The sequence below is a fragment of the Microbacterium sp. genome, from assembly GCF_041641055.1.
Classification (GTDB): domain Bacteria; phylum Actinomycetota; class Actinomycetes; order Actinomycetales; family Microbacteriaceae; genus Microbacterium.
Genome location: NZ_JBEPZB010000022.1, coordinates 1 through 22820 on the forward strand (window position 1 = coordinate 1; position 22820 = coordinate 22820).

The following is a 22820-nucleotide window of genomic DNA, read 5'->3' on the forward strand; positions in this document are numbered from 1 at the left end:
GTTCTGGATCTCGCCGATCTTCCGGTGGTCCTTCAGCACGACGATCCGCTCGGAGAGGCGCACGACCTCTTCGAGCTCGGAAGAGATGAACACCACGGCGACGCCGTCTTCGGCGAGCTCGGCCACGGCCTCCTGGATCTCGGCCTTCGCTCCCACGTCGATGCCGCGGGTCGGCTCGTCGAGGATCAGCAGCTCGGGCTGCGTGGCGAGCCAGCGGCCGAGCAGCACCTTCTGCTGGTTGCCGCCGGAGAGGTTCTTGATCATCCGGTCGGGGTCGGCGGGGCGGACGGCGAACTGCTCGATGTAGCGGTCGACGATCGCATCCTGCTCCTTGCGGCTCATCGGCCGCGCCCAGCCCCGCTCGGCCTGGACGGCGAGGATGATGTTCTCGCGCACGGTGAGGTCGCCGATGATCCCCTCCTCGCGTCGGTTCTCGGTGGAGAACGCGAGTCGGCGCGGGAGCGCGTCGGCGGGAGAGCGCAGGTCGATCCGCTCGCCGTGCAGCTCGATGCTGCCCTCGTCGGCGCGGTCGGCGCCGTACAGCAGGCGGGCGAGCTCTGTGCGCCCCGAGCCGAGCAGACCGGCGAAGCCGACCACCTCGCCGGGACGGATGTCGAGGTCGGTCGCCTCGACGGCGCCGCGCCGGGCGATCCCGGTGGCGGAGAGCAGCGGCTGCTCGTCCGCGTCCCGCGGGTCCCGCCGGCGGTTGCCGCCCAGGGACTTCAGGGTGTCGAGGTCCTTGCCGATCATGGTCGAGATGAGCGCGTGCCTGTCGAGGTCGCGCGTGAGGTACTCGCCCTCGTACCGGCCGTTGCGCAGCACCGTGAGCCGGTCGCTGATCGCGTAGACCTGGTCGAGGAAGTGCGAGACGAACAGGATCGCGACGCCCTGGTCGCGCAGCGAGCGGATGACGGCGAAGAGTCCCTCCACCTCCGCGGCATCCAGACTCGAGGTCGGCTCGTCGAGGATCAGCACGGTGGCCTTGATCGCCATGGCGCGGCTGATGGCGACCAGCTGCTGCAGGGCGATCGAGAGCGTCGAGAGGGGCTTGCGGGTGTCGAGGTGGCCGAGGCCGAGGCGGTGCAGGGCGTCTGTGGCGGCGCGGTGCGTCGCGGTCCAGTTGATGCCGAACACGCCTCGCACCTCGTGCCCGAGCATGACGTTCTCGCCGATCGACAGGTTGGGCGCCAGGTTGACCTCCTGGTAGACCGTCGAGATCCCGGCCTCCTGGGCATCGCCCGCTCCTCCGAAGTGGCGTTCGCTGCCGGCGACGACGATCGAGCCGGAGTCGATCTGATAGACACCCGTCAGCGCCTTGATGAGCGTCGACTTGCCGGCGCCGTTCTCGCCCATGAGGGCGTGCACCTCACCGGGGAAGAGGCGGAAGTCGACGGCGTCGAGGGCCTTCACGCCGGGGAACTCGATCGAGATCCCGCGCATCTCGACGAGGGGCAGTTCTTCGTTCATGGGTGTCTCTCCGTCCGGGAGGACCCGGGTGGCGCAGCGAGTGCACCACCCGGGTCCCCTGCCGGATCGCTCCGGCGTCTGCTTCGGTGCGCGGTCAGTACTTGCGGTCGGCGAGCACGGCCTTGGCCGCCTCTGCGGAGTCGAACGCCTCGCTCGGCACGACGATGTACGAGTCGACATCGTCACCGGCGAGCGCCTTCTCGACGACCTCGAGGGCCGTCTCACCGAACAGCGGGTTGTACTCGTGCACGTAGCTGAGCTGACCGTCGGCAAGCGCCTGCATGGCGTTCTTCGTGCCGTCGATCGTGGCGATCTTGACGTCCTCGCCCACGACGAGTCCAGCTTCCTCGGCCGCCTGCGCCGCGCCCAGACCCATCTCGTCGTTCTGCGCGAACACGAGCTGGATGTCGTTGTTCGAGGCCTTGAGCATGGTCTCGAACACGCTCTTGCCCTCTTCAGCCGACCAGTTCGCGGTCTGCGCGTCCAGCTTCTCGAGCGCCGAATCGCCGAGTCCCTCGTCGAACCCGGTGTTGCGCTCGTTGACGACGCCGACACCGGCCGGGCCCTCGAGCACGACGTAGTTGCCGCCGTCGGGGAAGGTGGCTGCCGCCCACGTGCCGACCTCCTTCGCGACCTCGACGTTGTCGGGAGCGATGCGGGTCACGTACAGGCTGTCGTCGTCGGGCTCGATGCCGCGGTCGAGCAGGATGACGGGGATCTCCGCCTCCTGTGCGCGCTTGAGCGAGTCCTCCCAGCCGGAGGCCTCGGTGGCCGACAGCAGGATGACGTCGACGCCCTCGTCGACGAACGACGTGAACGCGTCGATCTGCGACTTCTGGTCGAGGTTGGTGGCGGGGGCGTACTTGAGCTCGTATCCGGCATCCTCCGTGAAGGTGTCCTGGATGTTCTGCTCGTTGGCCTCGCGCCACGCGCCCTCGGGACCGACAGCGACGAATCCGACGGTGGTGAGCTCGTCCGAGCCTCCTCCGTCGCCGCCGTCGCCGGAGTCGCCGGTCGAGCAGGCCGCAAGGCCGATGGTGAGTGCGCCGACTGCTGCCAGGCCGAACGCGATGCGGATGCGCTTCTTCGCGGACATTTCTTCTCCTCTTCGAGAGCCGGTGATCGCTCCGGCAACGATGGACCGCCGTGGTCCGTGTCGTGATTGCAGGGCACCAGCATCGCGTGCCCTGCGGTGATGTTACCGGGAACAATTTCTGTAACACAAGACTTCGCGGCAAATTCGGTCGATTCAGCCGGTGGCCGTCTTGTTACCGATCACAGTTCCGCACTGTGACCGAGTTCCGCGGCGATCATCTCGACCACGGTGTCGACCGTGACGCCCGGTCCGTTGCTGAGCTCGCCGATCTTCTCGCGATCCTTCAGCACGACGATGCGATCGCTCAGCCGCACCACCTCCTCCAGCTCCGAGGAGATGAACACGACGGCGACCCCGTCGCCGGCCAACTGGCTGATGCGTCTCTGGACGTCGACCTTCGCGGCGATGTCGATGCCGCGGGTGGGCTCGTCGAGGATCAGCACGTGCGGGCGGACGGCCAGCGCCCGTGCGAGCAGCACCTTCTGCTGCGTGCCGCCGGAGAGCATCCCGACGGGACGGTCGAGGTCGGCGGGATCCAGATGGAGCGCCTCGACATAGGTCTCCACGAGCGCCTTCGCCTCCGCGTGCGAGAGCGGGCGCGACCACCCGCGCAGCGCCTGCAGCGACAGGATCATGTTCTCCCGCGCGGTGAGCTCGGCGATGATGCCCTGCGTCCCGCGATTCTCCGCCGACAGTGCGATCCGGTGCCGCAGCGCCACCGAGGGGTTGCGCAGCTGCACACGCTCGCCGTCGACCCAGAGCACCCCGCTGTCCGCCCGGACCGTGCCGCTCAGCAGGGAGGCGACCTCGGTGCGCCCCGACCCGCGCAGTCCCGCCAGGCCGACGATCTCGCCGCGCTGGATCTCGATGTCCATCTGCTCGAGCTCGCCCCGGCGCCCGAGGTCGGAGGCCTGCAGCGCGGGCTCGCCCTCCGACGAGTAGTGGTGCGCCTTGCGCTCGGATCCGAGCGCCCTGAGGCTGTCGATGTCCTTGCCCAGCATCTGCGAGATCAGGTCGGCCCGCTCCAGATCGCGGGTCGCGAACTCTCCCACCCGCCGGCCACCGCGCAGCACCGTCATCCGGTCGCTGATCGCGAACGCCTGCTCGAGGAAGTGCGAGATGAACAGGATCGCGACCCCGCGCTGCCGGAGGCCCCGGATCACGCGCATGAGAGTGGCGACCTCCGCGACGTCGAGACTCGAGGTGGGCTCGTCGAGCACGAGCACCCGCGGCTCGTCGACGACCGCCCTCGCGAGCGCGACGAGCTGCTTCTGGGCGGGCGTGAGCATCGACAGCGGCGTCTTCGGATCGAGGTCGTCGAGCCCCAGGCGCGCGAGGGCCTCGCCGGCATCCGCCCTCGTCCGCCTCCAGTCGATGCCGAAGCGTCCGCGGCGCTCTCGGCCGAGCATGACGTTCTCGGCGACGCTGAGGTTCGGGCTCAGCTGCGCCTCCTGGAACACGGTCGCGATCCCGGCCGCCCGGCTGTCTGCGACGCCCGAGAAGCGACGCGGCTCCCCGTCGACGAACACGGTGCCTACCTCGGGGGCATGCGTGCCGGTGATGACGCCGACAAGCGTCGACTTGCCCGCCGCGTTCTCGCCCATCACGGCATGCACCTCGCCGGCGAACAGGCGGAAGTCGACGTCGTCGAGCGCGCGCACGCCGGGGAACTCCACCGTGATGCCCGCGAGCCGGACGACCGGCTCGGGAGCACGGTCGGGGGTCATCGCACCTCCCGCGGTGCCGCGGACGACGCCCGCGCCACCAGCTCGGTCGGGATGCGGGTGAGCGCCGGGATGTCTCGTCCTTCGATCGCCGCGCGCAGCATCTCGACCACCGAGACGCCCAGAGCACCGAAGTCCTGGCGGACCGTCGTGAGCGGCGGGAGAAAGTGGCGGGCGAGCGGGATGTCGTCGAAGCCGACGACGCTCAGGTCGGTGGGCACCTCGAAGCCGCGGTCGTGCAGACCATGGATCAGCCCGATCGCCATGTCGTCGTTCGCCGCGAAGATCGCGGTGTACTCGGGCAGGCGGGTGAGGCCCTTCGCGAAGTCGTAGGCGAAGTCGGCCGACCAGTCGCCGACCACGATCGGCCGCTCCCGGATGCCCCATGACTTGGCCCTGGTGTGGAAGGCACGCTCGCGCGCTCTCGCGTCGAGCCAGTCCAGGGGCCCGGACAGATGCAGGATGTCGCGGTGGCCGAGTGCCACGAGGTGGTCGACCACGAGGGTCGTGCCGGCGTGCTGATCGATCGACACCGTCAGGAACGTCGGGTCGGCATCAGCCTTGACGACCAGCATCGGCACCGTGATGGCGATGCGGCGGAGCGCCGCCACGGACGACGACCGCGGGGCGATCACGCAGAGCGCGTCCACTCCCTGCGTCACGAGATTGTCGACCGCCTCCTGGGGAGACAGGGCGTCCCCTTCATGGAGGGCGATGGGGGTCACCGAGTATCCGGCCGCACGCGCGGACAGCTCGACGGCACGGAGGATGCTCGTCGGCCCATGCGCCACCGCGCTCTCGACGATCACGCCGATGCGGCGGGTGCGCTGGGTGGCGAGCGCACGAGCGACGAGGTTCGGCCGGTAGTCCAGCTCCTCGATCGCCTCGAGAACCCGTCGCCGGGTGTCCGGCTTGATGTTGGGGTGGTCGTTGAGCACCCGGGACACGGTCATGTGCGACACACCCGCGATGGTCGCGACCTGGCGGATGTTGGGCTTGTCGGAGCCGACGTTCACCATGCGCACCTCCGTCGGCCGGGCCTCGGTGAATGTTACCGAGAACAACGACGCTGGTGCAATGAACCCGGCCTACAGCCCGAGGCGCTCCAGGTGGGCGTTGACCAGTCGGCGCTCGGGGTCGAATCGGGCGGCGAGCGCGGCGAAGTCGTCCCAGTGCGAGTAGCGCGAGCGCACCTCGGCGGGGTCCAGCGTCGACACCTTCCCCCAGTGCGGGCGGGCGCTCGACGGGAGCGCCGCCTCGAGCGTCGGGAGGAAGTCACGCACCGCCGCCTCGTCCGGCTTCCACGTGAAGTGGATGCCGACGGCATCCGTGCCCTGCGACGAGCTGAGCCACAGCTCGTCGGCGGCGACCGTGCGGATCTCGTTCACCAGCAGCAGCGGTGCGATCTGCCCGGCGAGCGTGCGGACGGCCTGGATCGCCGCGACCGCGTCGGCCCGCGGCACGAGGTACTCGCTCTGGATCTCGGCGCCGGCCGAGGGGGTGAACTCGAGCTTGAAGTGCGCGAGCCGCTCGAACCACGGCCCCGGCTCGCCGAGCTGCTCGGTGCAGGCGACCGGGTCGACGCCGAGGATCGGATGCCGCTTGCTCTCGGCGGGCTCCGCACCGAGCCGGGCGAAGAGGTCGGCGCGGGTGTTCTCGCGCGCCTCGGGCTGTCGCTGCTTGACCCAGATCTGGTCGGCGATGTCGGTGCGCTCCCACCGCGAGAAGATGCTGACGCTGGTGCCGATGCTCGTGACCTCGTCGAAGTCCGCGAGGATCGCATCCCAGGACGGATGCTCGAACACGTGCTGGGCGACGTCGTAGGTCGGCTCGACGTCGAGGGTGAGGTCGACGACCGCGCCGAGCGCGCCGAGGCTGACCACCGCACCGTCGAAGTCCGCGTCACCGCGGGCGAGTGTGCGGGTCTCACCGGCGGGGGTGATGATGGTCAGCGCGCGCACCGCGGAGGCGAGCGAGCCGATGCCGTCGCCCGAGCCGTGCGTGCCCGTCGCGACGGCGCCGGCCACGGAGATGTGCGGCAGGGAAGCGAGGTTCGCGAGAGCCAGCCCCTCCTCCGCGAGGAGAGGCGCGATGTCTCCGTAGCGGAGACCGCCCGAGACGCGGACGGCATCCCTGGCAGCATTCACCTCGAACACCCGCGGCATCCGGTCGAGGGCGATGAGCACCCCGTCGGTGTCGGCGATGTCGCTGAAGCAGTGCCGCGAGCCGAGCAGCCGCACGGCCCCGCCCCGGGCGAGCAGTCCCTGCAGCTCGTCCGTCGAGGCGGGGTGCTCGATCGAGGATGCGCGGTAGGTGACGTTGCCTGCCCAGTTGCGTTCGGTGGTCATCGGGCCATAGTAGCTAGCGGGTGCGCCATCGATAGGCTGACCGGATGACTGCGATGCCGCCGCCCCGCGCGACCATGAAGGACGTGGCGGCGCTCGCGGGCGTCTCGCCCAAGACCGTCTCGAACGTCGTCACCGGCACGACCGCGGTGAGCGAGGACACGCGCCGCAAGGTCGAGGCGGCCATGGCGGAGCTCGACTTCGTGCCCAACCTCAACGCCAGAGGGCTGCGCAAGGGACGGTCGGGCATCATCGCGGTCGCCCTCCCGGATCTCGCGACCGCGTTCTCGGCCGAGCTCATGCACCGCATCGTCGATGCCGCACACGAGCGAGGGCTCGCCGTGCAGATCGAGGAGACCGCGACAGACCCCGAGCGTGAGCGCGAGCTCGTGTCGCGTGCGCGCGCGCACCTCGTCGACGGGCTGATCCTGAACCCGATCCGCCTCGAGGACAGCGTGCTGAAGTACGCCGACAGACTGCCGCCGCTCGTGGTCCTCGGCGAGGTGGAGCAGAACCGCGCGGACCACGTGCGGATCGACAGCCGGCTGGCCGCGGCCGACGTCACCCGCCATGTGATCGCTCAGGGCGCGACCAGGATCGCCGTGATCGGCGCCGACGACGACCCCTCCGTCGCGACGGCCACCAGCAGGCTCCGGCTCGCCGGCGTGCACGATGCGCTGCGCGACGCCGGCATCCCCCGCGACGCGGCCCTCGAGATCAACCCGATGCCCTGGTCGATGACCGGCGGCGCGCGAGGGGTGCAGACGCTGCTGCGACGGGGTGTGCCCTTCGACGCGATCATCGCGTTCACCGACACGCTGGCGCTCGGCGCCCTGCATGCACTGCACGATCACGGCGTGAGCGTGCCGGACGACGTGATCGTGACGGGCTTCGACGATGTCGAGTTCTCGCGCTACACCGCGCCCTCCCTCACGACCATCGCGTTCGATCGCCGTGCCTTCGCGGACGCCGCGCTGAGCCTGCTCGAGTCGCGGATGGACGACCGCGCCACCGCGCCTCGGTCGCTGACCCTCTCGCACCACCTCCTCGAGCGCGACAGCACGCGAGGCCGCCCGCGCGGCTACCGCCCCTGACCGGCATCCGCCCGCCGCTCCCCTGCCTCAGCGGGCGCCGATCGCGCCTCCGAGCGCGGTCGCCAGTTCCTCTTGCGCGGACGATTACATCGATGTAATGATGGGGCGACCCCGCCCGCTGTCACGAAGGAGTGACGATGACGCCCCCGCTCGATATGTCCAGACGGCAGTTCCTCACAGCCGCCTCCGTGACCGCCGCAGCAGCTCTGCTCGCCGGCTGCGCTCCCGGCACCGTCCCCGGCTCGAACACCACCACCCTGCAGTTCTGGCATCTGCTGTCCGGCGGCGACGGCGTGACCATGTCACAGCTGCTCGACACCGCGAACTCCGCGCAGAGCGCGTACCGCATCCGCCCCACCGTCCTCGCCTGGGGCACCCCGTACTACACCAAGCTCGCGATGGCCGGTGCCGGCGGCCGCGCCCCCGACGTCGCGATCATGCACGCCACCCGCACCGTCGGCTGGGCGCCCGGCGGCCTGCTCGACCGGTGGGACACCGACCGTCTCGCCGAGCTCGGCATCGACAGCTCGACGTTCCCGAAGCCCATCTGGGAGAAGGGCTTCGTCGGCAAGGACATGTACAGCATCGCGCTGGACGCGCATCCGTTCGTCGCGATGTTCAACACCGACATCTGCGACGCGGCCGGCGTGCTCGACAGCGACGGGCGCCTGACCGAGACCTCCTCCCCCGAGGAGTTCCTCGACCAGCTGCGCACGATCGGCGGCCAGGCCGAAGGACACGCCCTCTCGTACGGCTACCTGGGCGACGGCGCGCAGATGTGGCGCCTCTTCTACACCTTCTATTCGCAGCACGGCGGCGCGATGGAGCTGCCGGAGGGCGGCACGGCCGTGATCGACAAGGATGCGGCGGTCGAGTCACTCACCCTCATGCGCACGCTGCTCGACGGCGAGATCGCTCTCGCGCAGGCCGACTACGGCAGCGCGGTCGCCGAGTTCGCGACCGGCAAGAGCGGGATGCTCTTCACCGGCGTGTGGGAGCTGCGCACCATGCAGAACGCGAAGATCCCCTTCGACGCCACCATGATCCCCACGCTGTACGGCACCCCGGCCGTGTACGCCGACTCGCACTCGTTCGTGCTGCCCCACCAGACGAACGCCGACGAGAAGAAGCGCGACCTGACCTATCGGTTCGTCGCCGACATGCTCAAGGGCTCGTTCGGATGGGCGGAGGCCGGTCACATCCCCGCGTTCCTCCCGGTGACCGAATCCCCCGAGTACGCGGACCTGGTCCCGCAGGCGAACTACGCCGAGGCCGCCCAGCACGTCGTCTACGACCCGACCGCGTGGTTCACCGGCTCAGGGTCGAACTTCCAGAGCGAGTTCGGCGCCGCCGTGCAGGGAGTCCTGCTCTCCGGCGACGACCCCGCCGCCGCGATCGACCGCTTCGAGGCCAGGGTCAACACGCTGCTGCGTCAGCCCAACCCGGCCGATCCCGAGGGGACGTTCGCATCATGAGCACGACCACCGCCACCGACTCCACCCGCACCATCGTCACCGGCTCGAAGTCGGGCGCTCCGATCCGTCGCGCCGGCTCCCGCAACCGGGAGCAGCTGATCAGCTGGGCGTTCCTCGCGCCGTTCCTGATCGCCTTCGCCCTGTTCCTCGTCTGGCCGATCGTCCACGGCATCATCCTCAGCTTCACCGACCAGTCGCTCACCGGCGCCGGCGGGGCCTTCGTCGGCTTCGCGAACTACGCCGAAGCGCTCACCGACCCCAAGATGTGGCAGTCGATGGGCAACACCGTCTGGTTCACGCTGCTCTCGACCGTCCCGCTCGTCGTGATCGCACTGCTCATGGCGGCCCTCGTCGACCGCGGTCTTCCCGGGCAGTGGCTCTGGCGCCTGTCGTTCTTCATGCCGTACCTGCTCGCCTCGACCGTGATCTCGCAGATCTGGGTCTGGATCTTCAACCCGCAGATCGGTGCGGCCAACAACATCCTCGAGTTCTTCGGCCTCGAGCCGCTGGCCTGGCTGCAGAACCCCGACACCAACATGCTGTCGATCGTGATCGCCACCGTCTGGTGGACGGTCGGATTCAACTTCCTGCTCTACCTCGCCGCGATGCAGAACATCCCGCCGCAGCAGTACGAGGCCGCCTCCCTCGACGGGGCCGGACCGTGGCGGCAGTTCTGGTCGATCACGCTCCCGCAGCTGGGACCGGCGACCGTGCTGATCCTGATCCTGCAGATCCTCGCCTCGCTGAAGCTGTTCGACCAGGCGTACCAGATGCTCGGCGGTGTCGCGAGCGACACCACGCGCTCGATCGTCCAGTACATCTACGAGGCCGGCTTCGTCAGCTACCGATTCGGCTACTCGGCCGCGATCTCCTATGTGTTCTTCGCTCTCATCGTCATCATCGGCGTCGCGCAGGCTCTGATCATGCGCCGCCGGAAGGAGCCGCAGCTGTGATGTCCACCGCCACCCTCACCCGCACCGAAGCCGTCACGACCACGAAGGCCCGCGGCCCGAGGCGCTCGCGCCTCCCCGGCCAGAAGCCGTTCGGCCTCCTCCGCATCAGCGCGCTCGTGGTGCTGATCCTGCTCGCGCTCGGCTGGCTGCTCCCGTTCCTCTGGGCGGTCGCGACCGCCTTCAAGACCGAGACGGATGCCGCCTCCGGCGACCCCTCGTGGATCGGCGCCTCCGGGCCGACGGTCGAGGCGTTCACCGCCATCCTGTCGCAGGGCAACGTCTACACCTGGGCGTTCAACAGCCTGTGGACCTCGATCGCGGTCACGCTCATCACCCTGACGATCTCAGCGCTGGCCGCCTACGCGTTCTCCCGACTCGACTTCACCGGCCGCAAGTGGCTGTTCGTCGCGATCATCGCCTCGATCGTGGTGCCTCCGCAGGTGCTCATCATCCCGCTCTTCTACGAGATGCTCGCGTTCAACATGATCGACACCTACTGGGGCCTCATCCTCCCCCAGGTCGTGGCGCCGGCGATGGTCTTCATCCTGAAGCGCTTCTTCGACGCGATCCCGATCGAGCTCGAAGACGCCGCGAGGGTGGACGGCGCCGGTCGACTGCGCATCTTCTGGTCGATCGTGCTGCCGCTCTCCCGACCGATCCTGGCCTCCGTCGCGATCTTCGTCTTCATCGGAGCGTGGAACAACTTCCTCTGGCCGTTCCTCGTCATCAACGACACCACGCTGATGACGCTGCCGGTCGGACTCCAGACGGTGATCAGCGCCTACGGCGTGCAGTACGCGCAGGTCATGGCTCAGGCCGTGCTCGCCGCGCTCCCCCTGATCGTCGTGTTCATCATCTTCCAGAAGCAGATCGTCAAGGGCGTCGCGACCAGCGGCTTCGGCGGTCAGTAGTCCCCCACCCGGCCGCAGCGCCGGATCCCGGCTCGAGAGCCAGAACCAAGGAGAGCAATGTCTCAGGCCCGCATCACCATCGACCGCGACTTCACCATCGCCGACGTCCCCCGGAGGCTCTTCGGGTCATTCGTCGAGCACATGGGACGCTGCGTGTACACCGGCATCTACGAGCCGGGGCACCCGCAGGCAGACGAGCGCGGCTTCCGTCAGGACGTGCTCGCCCTCGTGAAGGAGATGGGTCCGACCGTCATCCGGTACCCCGGCGGCAACTTCGTCTCGGGATACCGCTGGGAGGACGGCGTGGGTCCGGTCGAGGATCGGCCGGTGCGCATCGACGGTGCGTGGCACACGATCGAGACGAACGCCTTCGGTCTGCACGAGTTCATGGACTGGGCGAAGGAGGCCGACGTCGAGGTCATGGAGGCCATCAACCTCGGCACCCGCGGCGTCGAGGAGGCGCGCGCACTGGTGGAGTACGCGAACCACCCGAGCGGCACCTACTGGTCGGACCTGCGGCGCAGCAACGGCGCCGAGCAGCCCTTCGACATCAAGCTGTGGTGCCTGGGCAACGAGCTCGACGGCCCCTGGCAGATCGGCGGCAAGACCGCGACCGAGTACGGACGCCTCGCTCAGGAGTCCGCCAAGGCCATGAAGCTCGTCGACCCGTCGATCGAACTCGTCGCGGTCGGGTCGTCCGGGCGCTCGATGCCGACGTTCGGCGCCTGGGAGCACACCGTGCTCACGCACGCGTACGACGAGGTCGACTTCGTCTCGATGCACGCGTACTACCAGGAGCACGACGGCGACGCCGAGTCGTTCCTCGCGGAGTCGGTCGACATGGATGCGTTCATCGACGGCGTCATCGCGACGATCGACGCGGTGAAGGCCGCGGGCAAGCACACCAAGCAGGTCGACATCTCGTTCGACGAGTGGAACGTGTGGGACCAGGTCAAGTACAACGACGTCGAGGCGGGCGAGATCGCCAAGGCGGGGTGGCGGGAGCATCCGCGTCTGATCGAGGACACCTACAACGTCACGGATGCCGTGGTCGTGGGCACGCTGCTCAACAGCCTGCTGCGTCACGGCGACCGCGTGAAGATCGCCAACCAGGCGCAGCTGGTCAACGTGATCGCGCCGATCCGCTCCGAGGAGGGCGGACCGGCCTGGCGGCAGACGAGCTTCTGGCCGTTCGAGCGCATGGCCCGCCTCGCGAAGGGCCGCATCCTGCGCCTCGCGGTGTCGGCGCCGCAGATCGAGACGAAGCGCTACGGCGGGGTCGACGCGGTGGATGCCGCGGCCACCTGGGACGAGGAGACCGGACGGGTCGTGGTCTTCGTCGCGAACCGCTCGCTGGATGAGGAGAGCGATCTGACGGTGGAGCTGCGCGGCCTGACCGGCCTGCGCGTCGTGAACGCCGAGACGCTCACGATCCCCGAGGGCGGCGACCGCCACACCTCGAACCTCGAGACCACCCCCGACACCGTGCACATGGTTCCGCTGGGTGCGGCCGAGGTCGTCGACGGCGCCGTGCGGGCCACGCTCCCGCCGCTGTCGTGGTCGGTGATCGAGCTGGCGTAGTCCCCGACAGGCAGATGCCCGGGTCCTCCGCGGACCCGGGCATCGCTGTGCGTGGCGCTCGACGGCTAGGTCCGCCGCGCGTTGTCCGGCGTGACGGGCTTCTCTCCCGGCTCCACCAACGAGAGAGGCTCCGCGATGTCCTCCAGCGACTTGCCCGCCGCGCTGACCCCGAAGATGCCGCAGACGACACCTCCGAACATCATGATGGCGGCCCCCAGGACATAGCCCCAGAAGAGCGGACCCCGGTCGCCGGTCTCCGCGCTCTGGCCGATGAGCGATCCGTACAGCACCGGCGCGATGGCGCCGACGAGCTGGCCGATGGAGAAGACGTAGGAGATCACCTGACTGCGCAGCTCGAGCGGGAAGATCTCGCTCACGGTGAGGTAGGCCGCCGAGGCGCCGGCCGAGGCGAAGAAGAACGACGCGCACCAGAACGCCGTGTGGCTGCCGGCGTTGAGTACGCCCGCGTTGAACAGGAACGCGCTGACCAGCAGGATGCCGCCGGCGAGCACGTACGTTGCGAACAGCATCCGCCGCCGTCCCCAGGTGTCGAAGAAGTGGCCGAGCACCAGCGCGCCCGCGAGGTTGCCCACCGCGAAGACGATGAAGTACTGCGAGGCGGAGGCAGGGGGCGTGTCGTAGAAGTTCTCCAGCACCAGGGCATAGGTGAAGAAAATCGCGTTGTAGAGGAAGGACTGCGTCACCATCATGGTGATGCCGACCAGCGTGCGGCGAGGGTACTTCCGGAACAGCACCTTCGCGATGACGAGGAACGGCACGCGTCCGTACTCCTTCACCGTGATCGCCTTGCTCTCGTCGACCGGCGGGATCGTCTTGCCCTCGGCACGGATGCGCTCCTCGATCGCGTCGACGTTGCGCTCGGCTTCGTCCTCGCGTCCGTGGGTCATCTGCCAGCGCGGGCTCTCGGGGATGTGGCGGCGCAGCCAGATGATGAGCAGGCCGAGCACGGGTCCGAGGAAGAAGCTGAGGCGCCACCCGATGTCGGCGGGCAGGATGTCGGTGTTCAGGAAGAACAGGTTCGCCACGGCGCCGAGGGCCGCACCGCCCCAGTAGGTCCCGTTGATGGCGATGTCCACGCGACCGCGGTACTTCGCGGGGATGATCTCGTCGATCGCGGAGTTGATCGCGGCGTACTCACCGCCGATGCCCGCGCCCGCGACGAAGCGCCAGATGTAGAAGAACCACGGCGCGAAAGCGAGACCCGCGACCGCCGACCCGACCAGGTACACCGCGAGGGACACGAGGAACAGGTTCTTGCGCCCGAGCCGATCGGTGAGGCGGCCGAACACCAGTGCACCGAACACCTGTCCGAGCAGATAGCAGGTGCCGGCGAGACCGACCTCGGCCGGACCCATCCCGAGCGTCGCGGCATAGCCGTTCGCCGCGACGATCTGCACCTCGAGCCCGTCGAGGATCCACGAGAACCCGAGTCCGACGACGATCAGCCAATGGAATCGCGACCACGGCAACCGGTCCATCCGCGCGGGGACGAGTGACCGGACCTCCTTGGCGGGGACATCGGTTGCGGACATGGAGCCTCCTTCTCGAACGGCGCACGAGGGCACGCTCGATCAGTGGTACTCCGACTGATCCGCTCGCGCACGGCCTTGACCCCGGTGGGATCGCCGCGCTAAGGGCGCTCCAAGCCCCTGCGATGTGGCGCCGTCAGCCCTCGATGTGACGCTCGTCGACCCCGTCGTAGTGCGACAGCGGACGGATCAGGGCGTTCGCCCCGGCCTGCTCGATCACGTGGGCGGTCCAGCCGGTGACCCGCGCCGCGACGAACAGCGGCGTGAAGGTCACCGTGTCGAACCCGATGAGGTTGTACGCGGGGCCAGAGGGGTAGTCGAGGTTCGGGTAGATGCCCTTGCGCGCGACGAACTCCGACTCGAGGGCGTCGTACAGCTCGGCCACCTCGCGGCGGTCGTAGTGCTCCACGAGGGTGTCGAGGGCGGCCTTCATGGTGGGCACGCGCGAGTCGCCGCTCTTGTAGACGCGGTGCCCGAAACCCATGATCTTGCGCTTCTCTGCCAGAGCCTTGTCGAGCCACGGCACCACGTTCGAGGCCTCGCCGATCTCGTCGAAGATGTGCAGCACGGCCTCGTTGGCGCCGCCGTGCAGCGGGCCCTTGAGCGCGCCGATCGCCCCGACCACTGCCGAGTACAGGTCGCTGAGGGTCGACGTGATCACACGGGCCGTGAACGTCGACGCGTTGAACGAGTGCTCGGCATACAGGATCATCGAGCGGTTGAACGCGTCGACGACGACCGGATCGGGCTCTTCACCGAACGTCATCCAGAGGAAGTTCGCCGAGTAGTCGAGGTCGTCACGCGGTGCGATCGGCTCCTCGCCTCGGCGGCGTCGCTGGCCGTAGGCGACGATCGCGGGAAGAGCGGCGAACAGACGGATGCTGCGCTCGAGGTTCTCCTCGGGGCTGCCGCCGGCATCGAGCACCGAGCCGCCGGCGTTCGTGTCGGAGGCGCCGATCAGGCTGACCGCCGTGCGGACCTCGTCCATCGGGTGCGCCTCGAGCGGGACCAGGTCGATGGCCGTCTTGACGGTGTCGGTCAGCGCGCGGTGCTCGCGCTCGGTCGCGCGGAGGGCCGCCAGCTGTGCGGCATCCGGCAGCTCGCCGTGCCACAGCAGATACGCCACCGCTTCGAAGGACTGGGTCGCCGCCAGCTCCTGCACGGGATAGCCGCGGTACAGCAGGCTGTTCGTCTCGGGGTTGACCTTCGAGATCGCGGTCGTGTCGACGACGACCCCGGCGAGGCCCTTCTTGATGTCCGGCTCGGTCATGCTCACTCCTTCGTGACGGTGAAGCCTGCGACGCCCGAGTCGAACTGCGTGTAGGACTCGTAGTCGATCAGGTCGTAGAGATCTGCACGGTGCTGCATCTCACCGAGCTTCGAGGTGAGGTGCCCCTCCTCGTTCAGCGTATCGAGCGCACGGCCCGCCGCGCCCATCGCGATGCGCAGCAGCGACACCGGCCAGATGACCATGTTCACCCCGGCATCCCGCAGCTGGTCGACGGAGAAGAGGTCGCTCTTGCCGAACTCCGTCATGTTGGCCAGGATCGGCACGTCCAGCGCCTCCGCCATCGTCTCGAACTCGGCGAGCGTGCGCATCGCCTCGGGGAACACGGCATCCGCTCCCGCATCCACGAGTGCCTTCGCTCGATCGACGGCGGCATCGAGCCCGTCGACGGCACGGATGTCGGTGCGGGCCATGATGAGGAAGTTCGGGTCGCGGCGGGCATCGGCGGCCGCGCGGATGCGGCGGATCGCGGTGCGCTCGTCGACGACGCTCTTGCCGTCGAGGTGGCCACAGCGCTTGGGGTTGATCTGGTCCTCGATGTGGGTGCCGGCGAGGCCGGCATCCTCGAGCTCCTGGATGGTGCGGGCGACGTTCATCGGCTCGCCGAAGCCCGTGTCGGCGTCGACGATGGCGGGGATGTCGGTCATCCGGGCGATCTGCTTCGCGCGGCCGGCGACCTCGGTCAGCGTGGTGAGGCCGATGTCGGGCACCCCGAGGTCGGCGGACAGCACCGCGCCCGAGATGTAGACCCCGTCGAACCCCTTCTGCTCGATGAGCCGGGCGCTCAGGGGGTTGAACGCGCCGGGGAACCGCAGCAGCTCGCCGCTCGCGAGCCGCTCACGGAACAGGCGGCGCTTCTCGGCCGGGGTGACGTGGGAGTACAGCATCAGAACCTGTCTTTCTCGGTGCTCGGCTCCATAACTCCGGAGACGCGCGCGGAGTCACGCTCGATCCGGGCCTGCCGGGGCGACAGCCCCCAGATCGCCGGAGTTATGGCGGACATCAGAACAGACCCTTCGGGGCGTCCGCGCCCTCGAGCAGGCCGGGCTTCGCGATGATCGACAGCTCGCCGACCTCCGCGGCCGTCAGCTCGGGCAGGCGCTGCACGAGCTCGAGGAAGCGCTCGATCTCGGCGGGCTCCAGCACGGGCTCGGCCAGCAGGCGGAACTTCGCGATGTAGTCCGCGCGGGCGAACGGGCGGGCGCCGAGCGGATGCGCATCGGCGACGGCGATCTCGTCGACGACGGTCGTGCCGTCGGTCAGGCGGAACTCCACGCGACCGCCGAACGCCTTCACATCGGGGTCTTCGGAGTGGTAGCGGCGCGTCCACTCGGCATCCTCGGCCGTGGTGATCCTGTGCCACAGGGCGACCGTGTCCGCGCGACCGGCACGCTCGGGGGTGTACGAGTCGACGTGGTGCCAGCCGCCGTCCTGCAGCGCGACCGCGAAGATGTACGGGATCGAGTGGTCGAGCGTCTCGCGCGATGCGGTCGGGTCGTACTTCTGAGGATCGTTCGCCCCCGAGCCGATCACGTAGTGGGTGTGGTGGCTGGTGTGCAGCACGATGGACTCGATGTTGGCGGGGTCGCGCAGCGCCGGGTTCTCGGTGCCGAGCTTGCGGGCGAGATCGATCCACGCCTGCGCCTGATACTCGGCCGAATGCTCCTTCGTGTACGAGTCGAGGATCGCGCGCTTCGCCTCGCCTGCGGCTGGCAGCGGCACCTCGTAGGAGGCCTCCTTGCCGTCGAGCATCCAGGCGATCACGCCGTCCTCGCCCTCGTAGATCGGCGCGGGACTCGTCTGACCGCGCATCGCACGGTCGACCGCCTCGACGGCCATCTTGCCCGCGAAGGCGGGGGCGTGCGCCTTCCAGGTGGAGATCTCGCCCTTGCGGCTCTGACGCGTGGCGGTGGTGGTGTGCAGCGCCTGGCCGACCGCCTGGTAGATCGTCTCGACGTCGAGGCCGAGCAGGGTGCCGATGCCGGCGGCCGCCGACGGCCCGAGGTGGGCGACGTGATCGATCTTGTGCTTGTGCAGGCAGATCGCGCGCACGAGGTCCATCTGGATCTCGTAGCCGGTGGCGATACCGCGCAGCAGCGCGCGGCCGTCGGCCTGCACGTGCTGGGCGACCGCGAGGATCGGCGGGATGTTGTCGCCCGGGTGCGAGTACTCCGCCGCGAGGAAGGTGTCGTGGTAATCGAGCTCGCGCACGGCCACGCCGTTCGCCCATGCCGCCCACTCGGGGCTCGTGCGGTGGTCGAGCGCCGCGCCGAACACCGTGGCGCCGATGCCGCCGGTCGAGACGGGGTGGCTGAATGCCTGGGCACGAGCCGCGTTGATGGGCCCGCGCGTGAGGGATGCCGCGGCCACTGACGCGTTGTCGATGAGGCGGTTGATGATCATGTCTGTGACGTCCTGGTCGACCTCGACCCGGTCGGCGGCGACCTCGGCGATCTTCCAGGCGAGCTGGTCGGCGCGCTCGAGGTTCTCGTCGCTGCGGTGGACGCGGACGTGGTGGGTGACGGTCATTTCACACCTTCGGGGTTGGCTGTCAGGGAGTCGAGGATGCCGGTGAGCGCATTGTGCAGGTGCACGTGCGTGGCGTGGGCGGCGAGGTCGCCGTCGCGGGCGGCGAGCGCTTCCGCGATCGTGCGGTGCTCGGCGGCTGAGGCAGCGAGGCGGGTCGGCTTGTCGCGGGCCATGCGCCGCACCCGGACGAGGTGGGTGCGCACCGTGCGCAGCGCCGAGGCGATGTAGTCGTTGTCGACCGCGGCGTCGAGGGCGGCGTCGAAGCGGGCGATGAGGGCGTAGTAGGCGTCGCGACCCTCGACGGCTGTGAGGTCGACGTGCGCGAACTCGTCGGCGAGGGCGGCGAAGCGGGCGGCGTCGCCGCGGTGCGCGGCGAGGCGGGCCGACGTCTCCTCGAGCGCGCGGCGGATCTCGAACAGCGCGCGGATGTCGTCGGCATCCAGGTCCGCCACCACCGTGACACGGGGCGACTGCTGCACGACCAGACCGTCGGCAGCGAGGCGGCGCAGCGCTTCGCGCATCGGAGTGCGACTGATGCCCAGACGGGCGGCCTGCTCGACCTCGGCGAGGACGGACCCCGCCGGAAGGGTGCCGGACTGGATCTCCTCCAGCAGCGTCGCATGCGCGCGCTCACTGGCGGTGCTGCGCTCGGCGACGGAACTCATGTGCTCAGTGTATACATAAGCGGCAATCTATGGGGCTCGTTGCCGTCTTCCTGCGCCGCTCGTATACATAAACGACCGCACGACTCGCCTGGCCTGCCACGCATCCCGCTCGCCCTCTCGCCCTGTCGCCGCGTCGCCACGTCGCCGCCAGGCGGGGTCAAGACAGCATCCCCCGTCCAGGCGGGGCCAAAACAGCATCCCCGTCCAGGCGGGGTCAAGACAGCATCCGAAACGACGCCCAGGGATGCGAAAGTGACCCCGCACCGGCACGGGATGCGAAAGTGACCCCGCACCGGCACGGCATGCGAAAGTGACCCCGCACGTGCGCGGGAGCGGATGCGGGATTGCGCTAGCGCTGCGGCTGCACCACCGCATCCGGCACCGGCTCGACGAACTCCTCCGGACGCGGCTCGCCGAGCTTCACGACCACCACGCCGACGAGCACCAGCGCTCCGCCGAGCGCCTGCAGCAGATCCGGCAGCTGCCCGAGCAGCAGCCAGCCGAACAGCAGAGCCGCAACGACCTCGGCCAGCGCGACGAACGAGGCCAGGCGCGAGCCCAGCATCCGCGTCGAGGCGATCCCGAGCACGTACGCGAGGGCCGTCGCGATCAGGCCGATCGCGAGCACGGGCACGAACCACGGCACGGTGCCGAAGCGATAGGTGATGTCGTCGGTCGTCCACGCGATCGGAAGGATGCCGACGAATCCGGCGATCGTGAGCGCGATGGCGCCGAGCAAGAGTCCGCCTCCCGCGAGCGCGATCGGCGGCAACCCCGTGTCCGCTTTGGCCGACAGCAGGAAGTATGTCGCGGCGCCGACCATCGCGGCGAGCGCCCAGAGGATGCCGGCGACGTTCACCTCCGCGCCGGTGACGATGTCGAGCATCAGCACGAGCCCGACGAAGGCGATGGCCGCGCCGATCACGCTGCGCCGACTCGGGCGCTCACCCCGACGGAGCCACAGCCAGAGGATGACGGCGATCGGCGCGGTGTACTCGATGAGCAGTGCGAGGCCGACATCCATCACGGCGACGGCCTGGAAGTAGCAGAGCTGCGTGGCGGTGACGGCGAGCAGGCCATAGGCGGCGACCATTCCGGCGTTCTTCCGGAGTGCGCCCCACCGCCCGCGCAGCGAGATGACGGTCGGTACGAGCAGTACGAGCGCAGCGACCCAGACCCGCGCGGTCACGGCGGCACCCGGCGTCCAGCCCGCGTCGATGAGCCCGCGGGCCCAGGCTCCCGACATCCCGAACGCGAAGGCCGCGCCGATCGCCAGGGGCAGACCGAACCGCACGCCGTGCGTCGAGATGTCATTCGCAACCTTGCTCATGACAGGTGACGCTACTCGTGCAGGATGTAAGGTGTCAACATGAACTTCACCGATGACACCGAAGAGGCCCTCCGCTCGGCCGTGTGGTTGGTGAACTCGGCGGAGGATCCCGAGACGCTGGCGACCCTCGACGACTACGCGGTGTTCCTGGCCGACTTCCCGTACTCCGGGCGACTCGACCGCGACGAGGCAGAGCTCGCCTCGCTGCGCGGGATCCGACCGCGGCTGCGCAGCATGCTCATCGCGCCCCGCGACGAGATGGCCGAGCACGTCAACGCCGCGCTGGCGGAAGCACACCTCGCTCCTCGGCTCGTGCGTCACGACGGGGTCGACTGGCACCTGCACACCGTCGCCGACGAACGGCCGCTCGCCGAGCGCGTGCTCATCGAGACCGCCATGGCGCTGATCGACGTCATCCGCTCGGACGAGGGCTCCCGCATTTCGATCTGCGCCGACGACACCTGCGAGGCACTCGCTCTCGACCTCTCCCGCAACCGGTCGAAGCGCTACTGCTCGACCGCCTGCACCAACCGCAACGCGGTGGCGGCGTATCGCGCCCGGCGCGCGAAAGTGTGAGCCTGCCCGCCTCGAACAGGACGGCCGCGCCCTTCCGCCCGCCCCGAAACAGGACGACCGCGCCCTTCCGCCCGCCCCGAAACAGGTCGACCGCGCCCTTCTACCCGCCCCGAAACAGGTCGACCGCTCGACATCAGGAAGATCTCGAACAGATGCTCCTGATCTCGGCCCATCGTCCTGTTCTCGACGAGGCGCACACGGGACGGGCCACACACGGGACGGAACACGGATACAGCGCACCCCGAAACAGGACGACCGCTCGACATCAGGAGGATCTCGCACGGATGCTCCTGACCTCGGCCCATCGTCCTGTTCTCGGGCGGGGCACACGCGGAACGCGACCCGGATACCGCGCACCCCGGCGTAGCAGGACCGCGGCAACACGGCCGGCCCGGAGTCGCGGCGCGGTAGCCTCATGGCCGATGGCATCCTTCCGCTCTCCCTACGACACCTGGTTCCCCGACGCCGAGTTCGACGCCGCCTACGGACACACGCTCGCCACGCTCCGCGAGATCGCACCGGTCCCGCCGCCGGACGGCTTCAGCGCGCGATGGCAGGCGTGGCGCGCACAGGCGAAGACGGTGGATGCCGCACCCTCCGCGCTGTCCACCGAGAGCATCCACGGACGGCGGGTGTCGATCATCGAGCACGCCGGGGCCGACGGCATCCGACTGCGCGCCTGGCTCGTCGAGCCCGTCTCGTCGTCCGCGCGGGTGGGCGTCGTGCACAGCCACGGATACGGCGGGCGGGATGCGGTCGACCTGGCTCGGGTTCCCGACGACGCGGCGGCGATCTTCCCCGTCGCCCGCGGACTGCCCACGCTGAACACGGGCATCGGCGCTCCCGCGATCCAGGCTGAGCATGTGCTGGCCGGGATCGAGAACCCAGACGATTACATACTGGGACTCTGCGCCCGCGACCTCTGGCTCGCGGCGGATGCCCTGACTGCGCTCGTCGGGCGCCTGCCCCTCTACTACGTCGGCGAGAGCTTCGGCGGCGGCATCGGCACGCTCGCCCTGCCGTGGGACGACCGGTATATCGGGGCGACGCTCATCGTCCCGAGCTTCGGGCAGTACGACCAGCGCCTGGCCGTCCACTGCCTCGGCAGCGGCGAGACCGTGCGCGATCACGTCGCCGCACATCCGGACGCGCGCGAGGTGCTGCGCTGGTTCGACGCCTCGACAGCCCTCGGCTTCGCCCGCGTTCCGGTGCGTGTGGAGGCGGCGCTGTGGGATCCGTATGTGCCGCCGCCCGGACAGTTCGGCGTCGCGAATGCGGCCAGGATGCTCGAGCTCGCCGTGCTGCCGGCAGGCCATGCCGACTATCCAGGGGCTGGAGAGGTGCAGGCCGAGGCGATCAGCGACGGCCGGGCTCACCTCGCGCGGGCGCTGCGCGAAGCATCCTGAGATCAGGAGAATGCGTCGAGATCAGGATGATTCCCGCCTTTCTCTCCTGATTCGGGTCGATCCTCCTGAATTCGCGTCCCATCGGCAGCGGCCCGCAACCCCACGCCCACATCCCCGCGCACCCGCGCCCAGTCCCCCGCGCACGCGAGCACTGGACGCCACCTGTCATCACAGGTACACTCAACTTGTCATTACAGGTTGCGCAGCGCCGCAGCATCCGATGAGGAGCACCGATGCCCCCGTTCCACACGCCCCCGATCTCGCCGATGGCGATCGCCTTCGACGCCGAGAACCTGACGCTCTCCCCCGCGGGTCCCACGCTGACGCGGCGGATGTCCGACCTCGAGGGCCTGTTCCTCGACACGGATGCCTGGTCAGCCGCGGCGCACGGCGACGATCCGGTCGTCTACACGGTGACGAGCTCTCCCGTGCCCGAGATCGACCGCGAGCTGCCGCAGTCGATCACCACGATCATGCCGGGCGACACCGGGGGTGAGCTCTGGATGACGAAAGGCCATCAGCATCCGGACCACCAGGGCGAGATCTATCTGGCGTTGAAGGGCCGCGGCGGGCTGCTCATGTTCGACGGCGAGCGCACCGAGTGGCTCGACATGCTGCCCGGCACGATCGGCTACATCCCGCCGGGCTGGGCGCACCGCTCCGTCAACACGGGCGACGAGCCGTACGCGTTCCTCGCGGTGTACCCGGGCGGTGCCGGCCACGACTACGGCTGGGTGCTCGAACACGGGATGGGTTCGCGTGCGTACCGCGCCACCGAGGGCGTGGATCTGCGCCCCTACTCCCCGACCTCGTCCGCGGACTAGGCCCCG

General features: G+C 69.3%; 19 protein-coding genes. 8 read left to right on the top strand and 11 right to left on the bottom strand.

Annotation, left to right across the window (positions count from 1 at the left end):
* From ACESK8_RS13205 to ACESK8_RS13225, 5 genes are all read right to left on the bottom strand, one after another.
* Positions 1 to 1467 (bottom strand): sugar ABC transporter ATP-binding protein (locus ACESK8_RS13205; protein WP_372969027.1); only part of this gene is annotated, 1467 nt, incomplete at its 3' end.
* Positions 1468 to 1561: 94 nt separating this feature from the next.
* On the bottom strand, positions 1562 to 2563 hold the full coding sequence (locus tag ACESK8_RS13210; RefSeq protein WP_372969028.1) for a substrate-binding domain-containing protein: 1002 nt from the start codon (positions 2561 to 2563) through the stop codon (positions 1562 to 1564).
* Between the two features lie 179 nt (positions 2564 to 2742).
* Complete coding sequence (locus tag ACESK8_RS13215) at positions 2743 to 4290, bottom strand: sugar ABC transporter ATP-binding protein (protein WP_372969029.1); 1548 nt, start codon at positions 4288 to 4290, stop codon at positions 2743 to 2745.
* Positions 4287 to 5306: a LacI family DNA-binding transcriptional regulator gene (locus ACESK8_RS13220; RefSeq protein WP_372969030.1), complete on the bottom strand. Its 1020-nt coding sequence runs from the start codon at positions 5304 to 5306 to the stop codon at positions 4287 to 4289. Before ACESK8_RS13220 ends, ACESK8_RS13215 begins: the two co-directional genes overlap by 4 nt.
* 69 nt (positions 5307 to 5375) lie before the next feature.
* A complete protein-coding gene (locus ACESK8_RS13225) occupies positions 5376 to 6635 on the bottom strand; it encodes an FAD-binding protein (protein ID WP_372969031.1) in 1260 nt (419 codons plus the stop codon).
* A 44-nt stretch (positions 6636 to 6679) separates the two neighbouring features.
* Between ACESK8_RS13225 and ACESK8_RS13230 the strand changes: the two genes are divergently transcribed.
* From ACESK8_RS13230 to ACESK8_RS13250, 5 genes are all read left to right on the top strand, one after another.
* Positions 6680 to 7726, top strand: a complete 1047-nt coding sequence (locus ACESK8_RS13230; protein ID WP_372969032.1) for a LacI family DNA-binding transcriptional regulator — start codon at positions 6680 to 6682, stop codon at positions 7724 to 7726.
* 137 nt (positions 7727 to 7863) lie between these two features.
* Positions 7864 to 9201: an extracellular solute-binding protein gene (locus ACESK8_RS13235; RefSeq protein WP_372969033.1), complete on the top strand. Its 1338-nt coding sequence runs from the start codon at positions 7864 to 7866 to the stop codon at positions 9199 to 9201.
* Positions 9198 to 10154 carry a carbohydrate ABC transporter permease gene (locus ACESK8_RS13240; protein ID WP_372969034.1) on the top strand — a complete coding sequence of 319 codons (957 nt, stop codon included), beginning with the start codon at positions 9198 to 9200 and terminating at the stop codon, positions 10152 to 10154. Before ACESK8_RS13235 ends, ACESK8_RS13240 begins: the two co-directional genes overlap by 4 nt.
* On the top strand, positions 10154 to 11065 hold the full coding sequence (locus ACESK8_RS13245; protein ID WP_372969035.1) for a carbohydrate ABC transporter permease: 912 nt from the start codon (positions 10154 to 10156) through the stop codon (positions 11063 to 11065). The genes ACESK8_RS13240 and ACESK8_RS13245 overlap by 1 nt, the downstream gene beginning before the upstream one ends.
* 57 nt (positions 11066 to 11122) lie before the next feature.
* The gene (locus ACESK8_RS13250) at positions 11123 to 12646 is read left to right on the top strand and encodes an alpha-N-arabinofuranosidase (protein ID WP_372969036.1); all 1524 of its coding nucleotides are present in this window, start codon (positions 11123 to 11125) and stop codon (positions 12644 to 12646) included.
* Positions 12647 to 12711: 65 nt separating this feature from the next.
* Here ACESK8_RS13250 and ACESK8_RS13255 read toward each other — a convergent pair whose 3' ends face one another.
* From ACESK8_RS13255 to ACESK8_RS13280, 6 genes are all read right to left on the bottom strand, one after another.
* Positions 12712 to 14199, bottom strand: a complete 1488-nt coding sequence (locus ACESK8_RS13255) for an MFS transporter (protein WP_372969037.1) — start codon at positions 14197 to 14199, stop codon at positions 12712 to 12714.
* Between the two features lie 133 nt (positions 14200 to 14332).
* Positions 14333 to 15466 (bottom strand): bifunctional 2-methylcitrate synthase/citrate synthase, encoded by a 1134-nt coding sequence (locus tag ACESK8_RS13260; protein WP_372969038.1) that lies wholly within the window; start codon positions 15464 to 15466, stop codon positions 14333 to 14335.
* Positions 15467 to 15468: 2 nt separating this feature from the next.
* Positions 15469 to 16371 carry a methylisocitrate lyase gene (gene prpB, locus ACESK8_RS13265; protein ID WP_372969039.1) on the bottom strand — a complete coding sequence of 301 codons (903 nt, stop codon included), beginning with the start codon at positions 16369 to 16371 and terminating at the stop codon, positions 15469 to 15471.
* A gap of 115 nt (positions 16372 to 16486) precedes the next feature.
* Complete coding sequence (locus ACESK8_RS13270) at positions 16487 to 18013, bottom strand: MmgE/PrpD family protein (RefSeq protein WP_372969040.1); 1527 nt, start codon at positions 18011 to 18013, stop codon at positions 16487 to 16489.
* Complete coding sequence (locus ACESK8_RS13275) at positions 18010 to 18678, bottom strand: GntR family transcriptional regulator (RefSeq protein ID WP_372969041.1); 669 nt, start codon at positions 18676 to 18678, stop codon at positions 18010 to 18012. The genes ACESK8_RS13270 and ACESK8_RS13275 overlap by 4 nt, the downstream gene beginning before the upstream one ends.
* 349 nt (positions 18679 to 19027) lie before the next feature.
* Positions 19028 to 20008: a DMT family transporter gene (locus ACESK8_RS13280; protein WP_372969042.1), complete on the bottom strand. Its 981-nt coding sequence runs from the start codon at positions 20006 to 20008 to the stop codon at positions 19028 to 19030.
* A gap of 39 nt (positions 20009 to 20047) precedes the next feature.
* Here ACESK8_RS13280 and ACESK8_RS13285 point away from each other — a divergent pair, with 39 nt between their 5' ends.
* From ACESK8_RS13285 to ACESK8_RS13295, 3 genes are all read left to right on the top strand, one after another.
* Positions 20048 to 20584 (top strand): CGNR zinc finger domain-containing protein, encoded by a 537-nt coding sequence (locus ACESK8_RS13285; RefSeq protein WP_372969043.1) that lies wholly within the window; start codon positions 20048 to 20050, stop codon positions 20582 to 20584.
* A 422-nt stretch (positions 20585 to 21006) separates the two neighbouring features.
* On the top strand, positions 21007 to 21990 hold the full coding sequence (locus ACESK8_RS13290; protein ID WP_372969044.1) for an acetylxylan esterase: 984 nt from the start codon (positions 21007 to 21009) through the stop codon (positions 21988 to 21990).
* A gap of 233 nt (positions 21991 to 22223) precedes the next feature.
* Positions 22224 to 22814, top strand: coding sequence for a glucose-6-phosphate isomerase family protein (locus ACESK8_RS13295; protein WP_372969045.1), 591 nt, complete (start codon positions 22224 to 22226; stop codon positions 22812 to 22814).
* Positions 22815 to 22820 lie beyond the last annotated feature (6 nt).

Excerpts from the sequence above, each read along its gene's own strand:
- ACESK8_RS13210 (WP_372969028.1), bottom strand. The coding sequence starts at position 2,563 with ATGTCCGCGAAGAAGCGCATCCGCATCGCGTTCGGCCTGGCAGCAGTC.
- ACESK8_RS13280 (WP_372969042.1), bottom strand. The coding sequence starts at position 20,008 with ATGAGCAAGGTTGCGAATGACATCTCGACGCACGGCGTGCGGTTCGGT.
- ACESK8_RS13250 (WP_372969036.1), top strand. The coding sequence starts at position 11,123 with ATGTCTCAGGCCCGCATCACCATCGACCGCGACTTCACCATCGCCGAC.
- ACESK8_RS13290 (WP_372969044.1), top strand. The coding sequence starts at position 21,007 with ATGGCATCCTTCCGCTCTCCCTACGACACCTGGTTCCCCGACGCCGAG.
- ACESK8_RS13260 (WP_372969038.1), bottom strand. The coding sequence starts at position 15,466 with ATGACCGAGCCGGACATCAAGAAGGGCCTCGCCGGGGTCGTCGTCGAC.
- ACESK8_RS13295 (WP_372969045.1), top strand. The coding sequence starts at position 22,224 with ATGCCCCCGTTCCACACGCCCCCGATCTCGCCGATGGCGATCGCCTTC.
- ACESK8_RS13275 (WP_372969041.1), bottom strand. The coding sequence starts at position 18,678 with ATGAGTTCCGTCGCCGAGCGCAGCACCGCCAGTGAGCGCGCGCATGCG.
- ACESK8_RS13220 (WP_372969030.1), bottom strand. The coding sequence starts at position 5,306 with ATGGTGAACGTCGGCTCCGACAAGCCCAACATCCGCCAGGTCGCGACC.
- ACESK8_RS13230 (WP_372969032.1), top strand. The coding sequence starts at position 6,680 with ATGACTGCGATGCCGCCGCCCCGCGCGACCATGAAGGACGTGGCGGCG.
- ACESK8_RS13215 (WP_372969029.1), bottom strand. The coding sequence starts at position 4,290 with ATGACCCCCGACCGTGCTCCCGAGCCGGTCGTCCGGCTCGCGGGCATC.
- ACESK8_RS13285 (WP_372969043.1), top strand. The coding sequence starts at position 20,048 with ATGAACTTCACCGATGACACCGAAGAGGCCCTCCGCTCGGCCGTGTGG.
- ACESK8_RS13270 (WP_372969040.1), bottom strand. The coding sequence starts at position 18,013 with ATGACCGTCACCCACCACGTCCGCGTCCACCGCAGCGACGAGAACCTC.
- ACESK8_RS13245 (WP_372969035.1), top strand. The coding sequence starts at position 10,154 with ATGTCCACCGCCACCCTCACCCGCACCGAAGCCGTCACGACCACGAAG.
- ACESK8_RS13255 (WP_372969037.1), bottom strand. The coding sequence starts at position 14,199 with ATGTCCGCAACCGATGTCCCCGCCAAGGAGGTCCGGTCACTCGTCCCC.
- ACESK8_RS13235 (WP_372969033.1), top strand. The coding sequence starts at position 7,864 with ATGACGCCCCCGCTCGATATGTCCAGACGGCAGTTCCTCACAGCCGCC.
- prpB (WP_372969039.1), bottom strand. The coding sequence starts at position 16,371 with ATGCTGTACTCCCACGTCACCCCGGCCGAGAAGCGCCGCCTGTTCCGT.
- ACESK8_RS13225 (WP_372969031.1), bottom strand. The coding sequence starts at position 6,635 with ATGACCACCGAACGCAACTGGGCAGGCAACGTCACCTACCGCGCATCC.
- ACESK8_RS13240 (WP_372969034.1), top strand. The coding sequence starts at position 9,198 with ATGAGCACGACCACCGCCACCGACTCCACCCGCACCATCGTCACCGGC.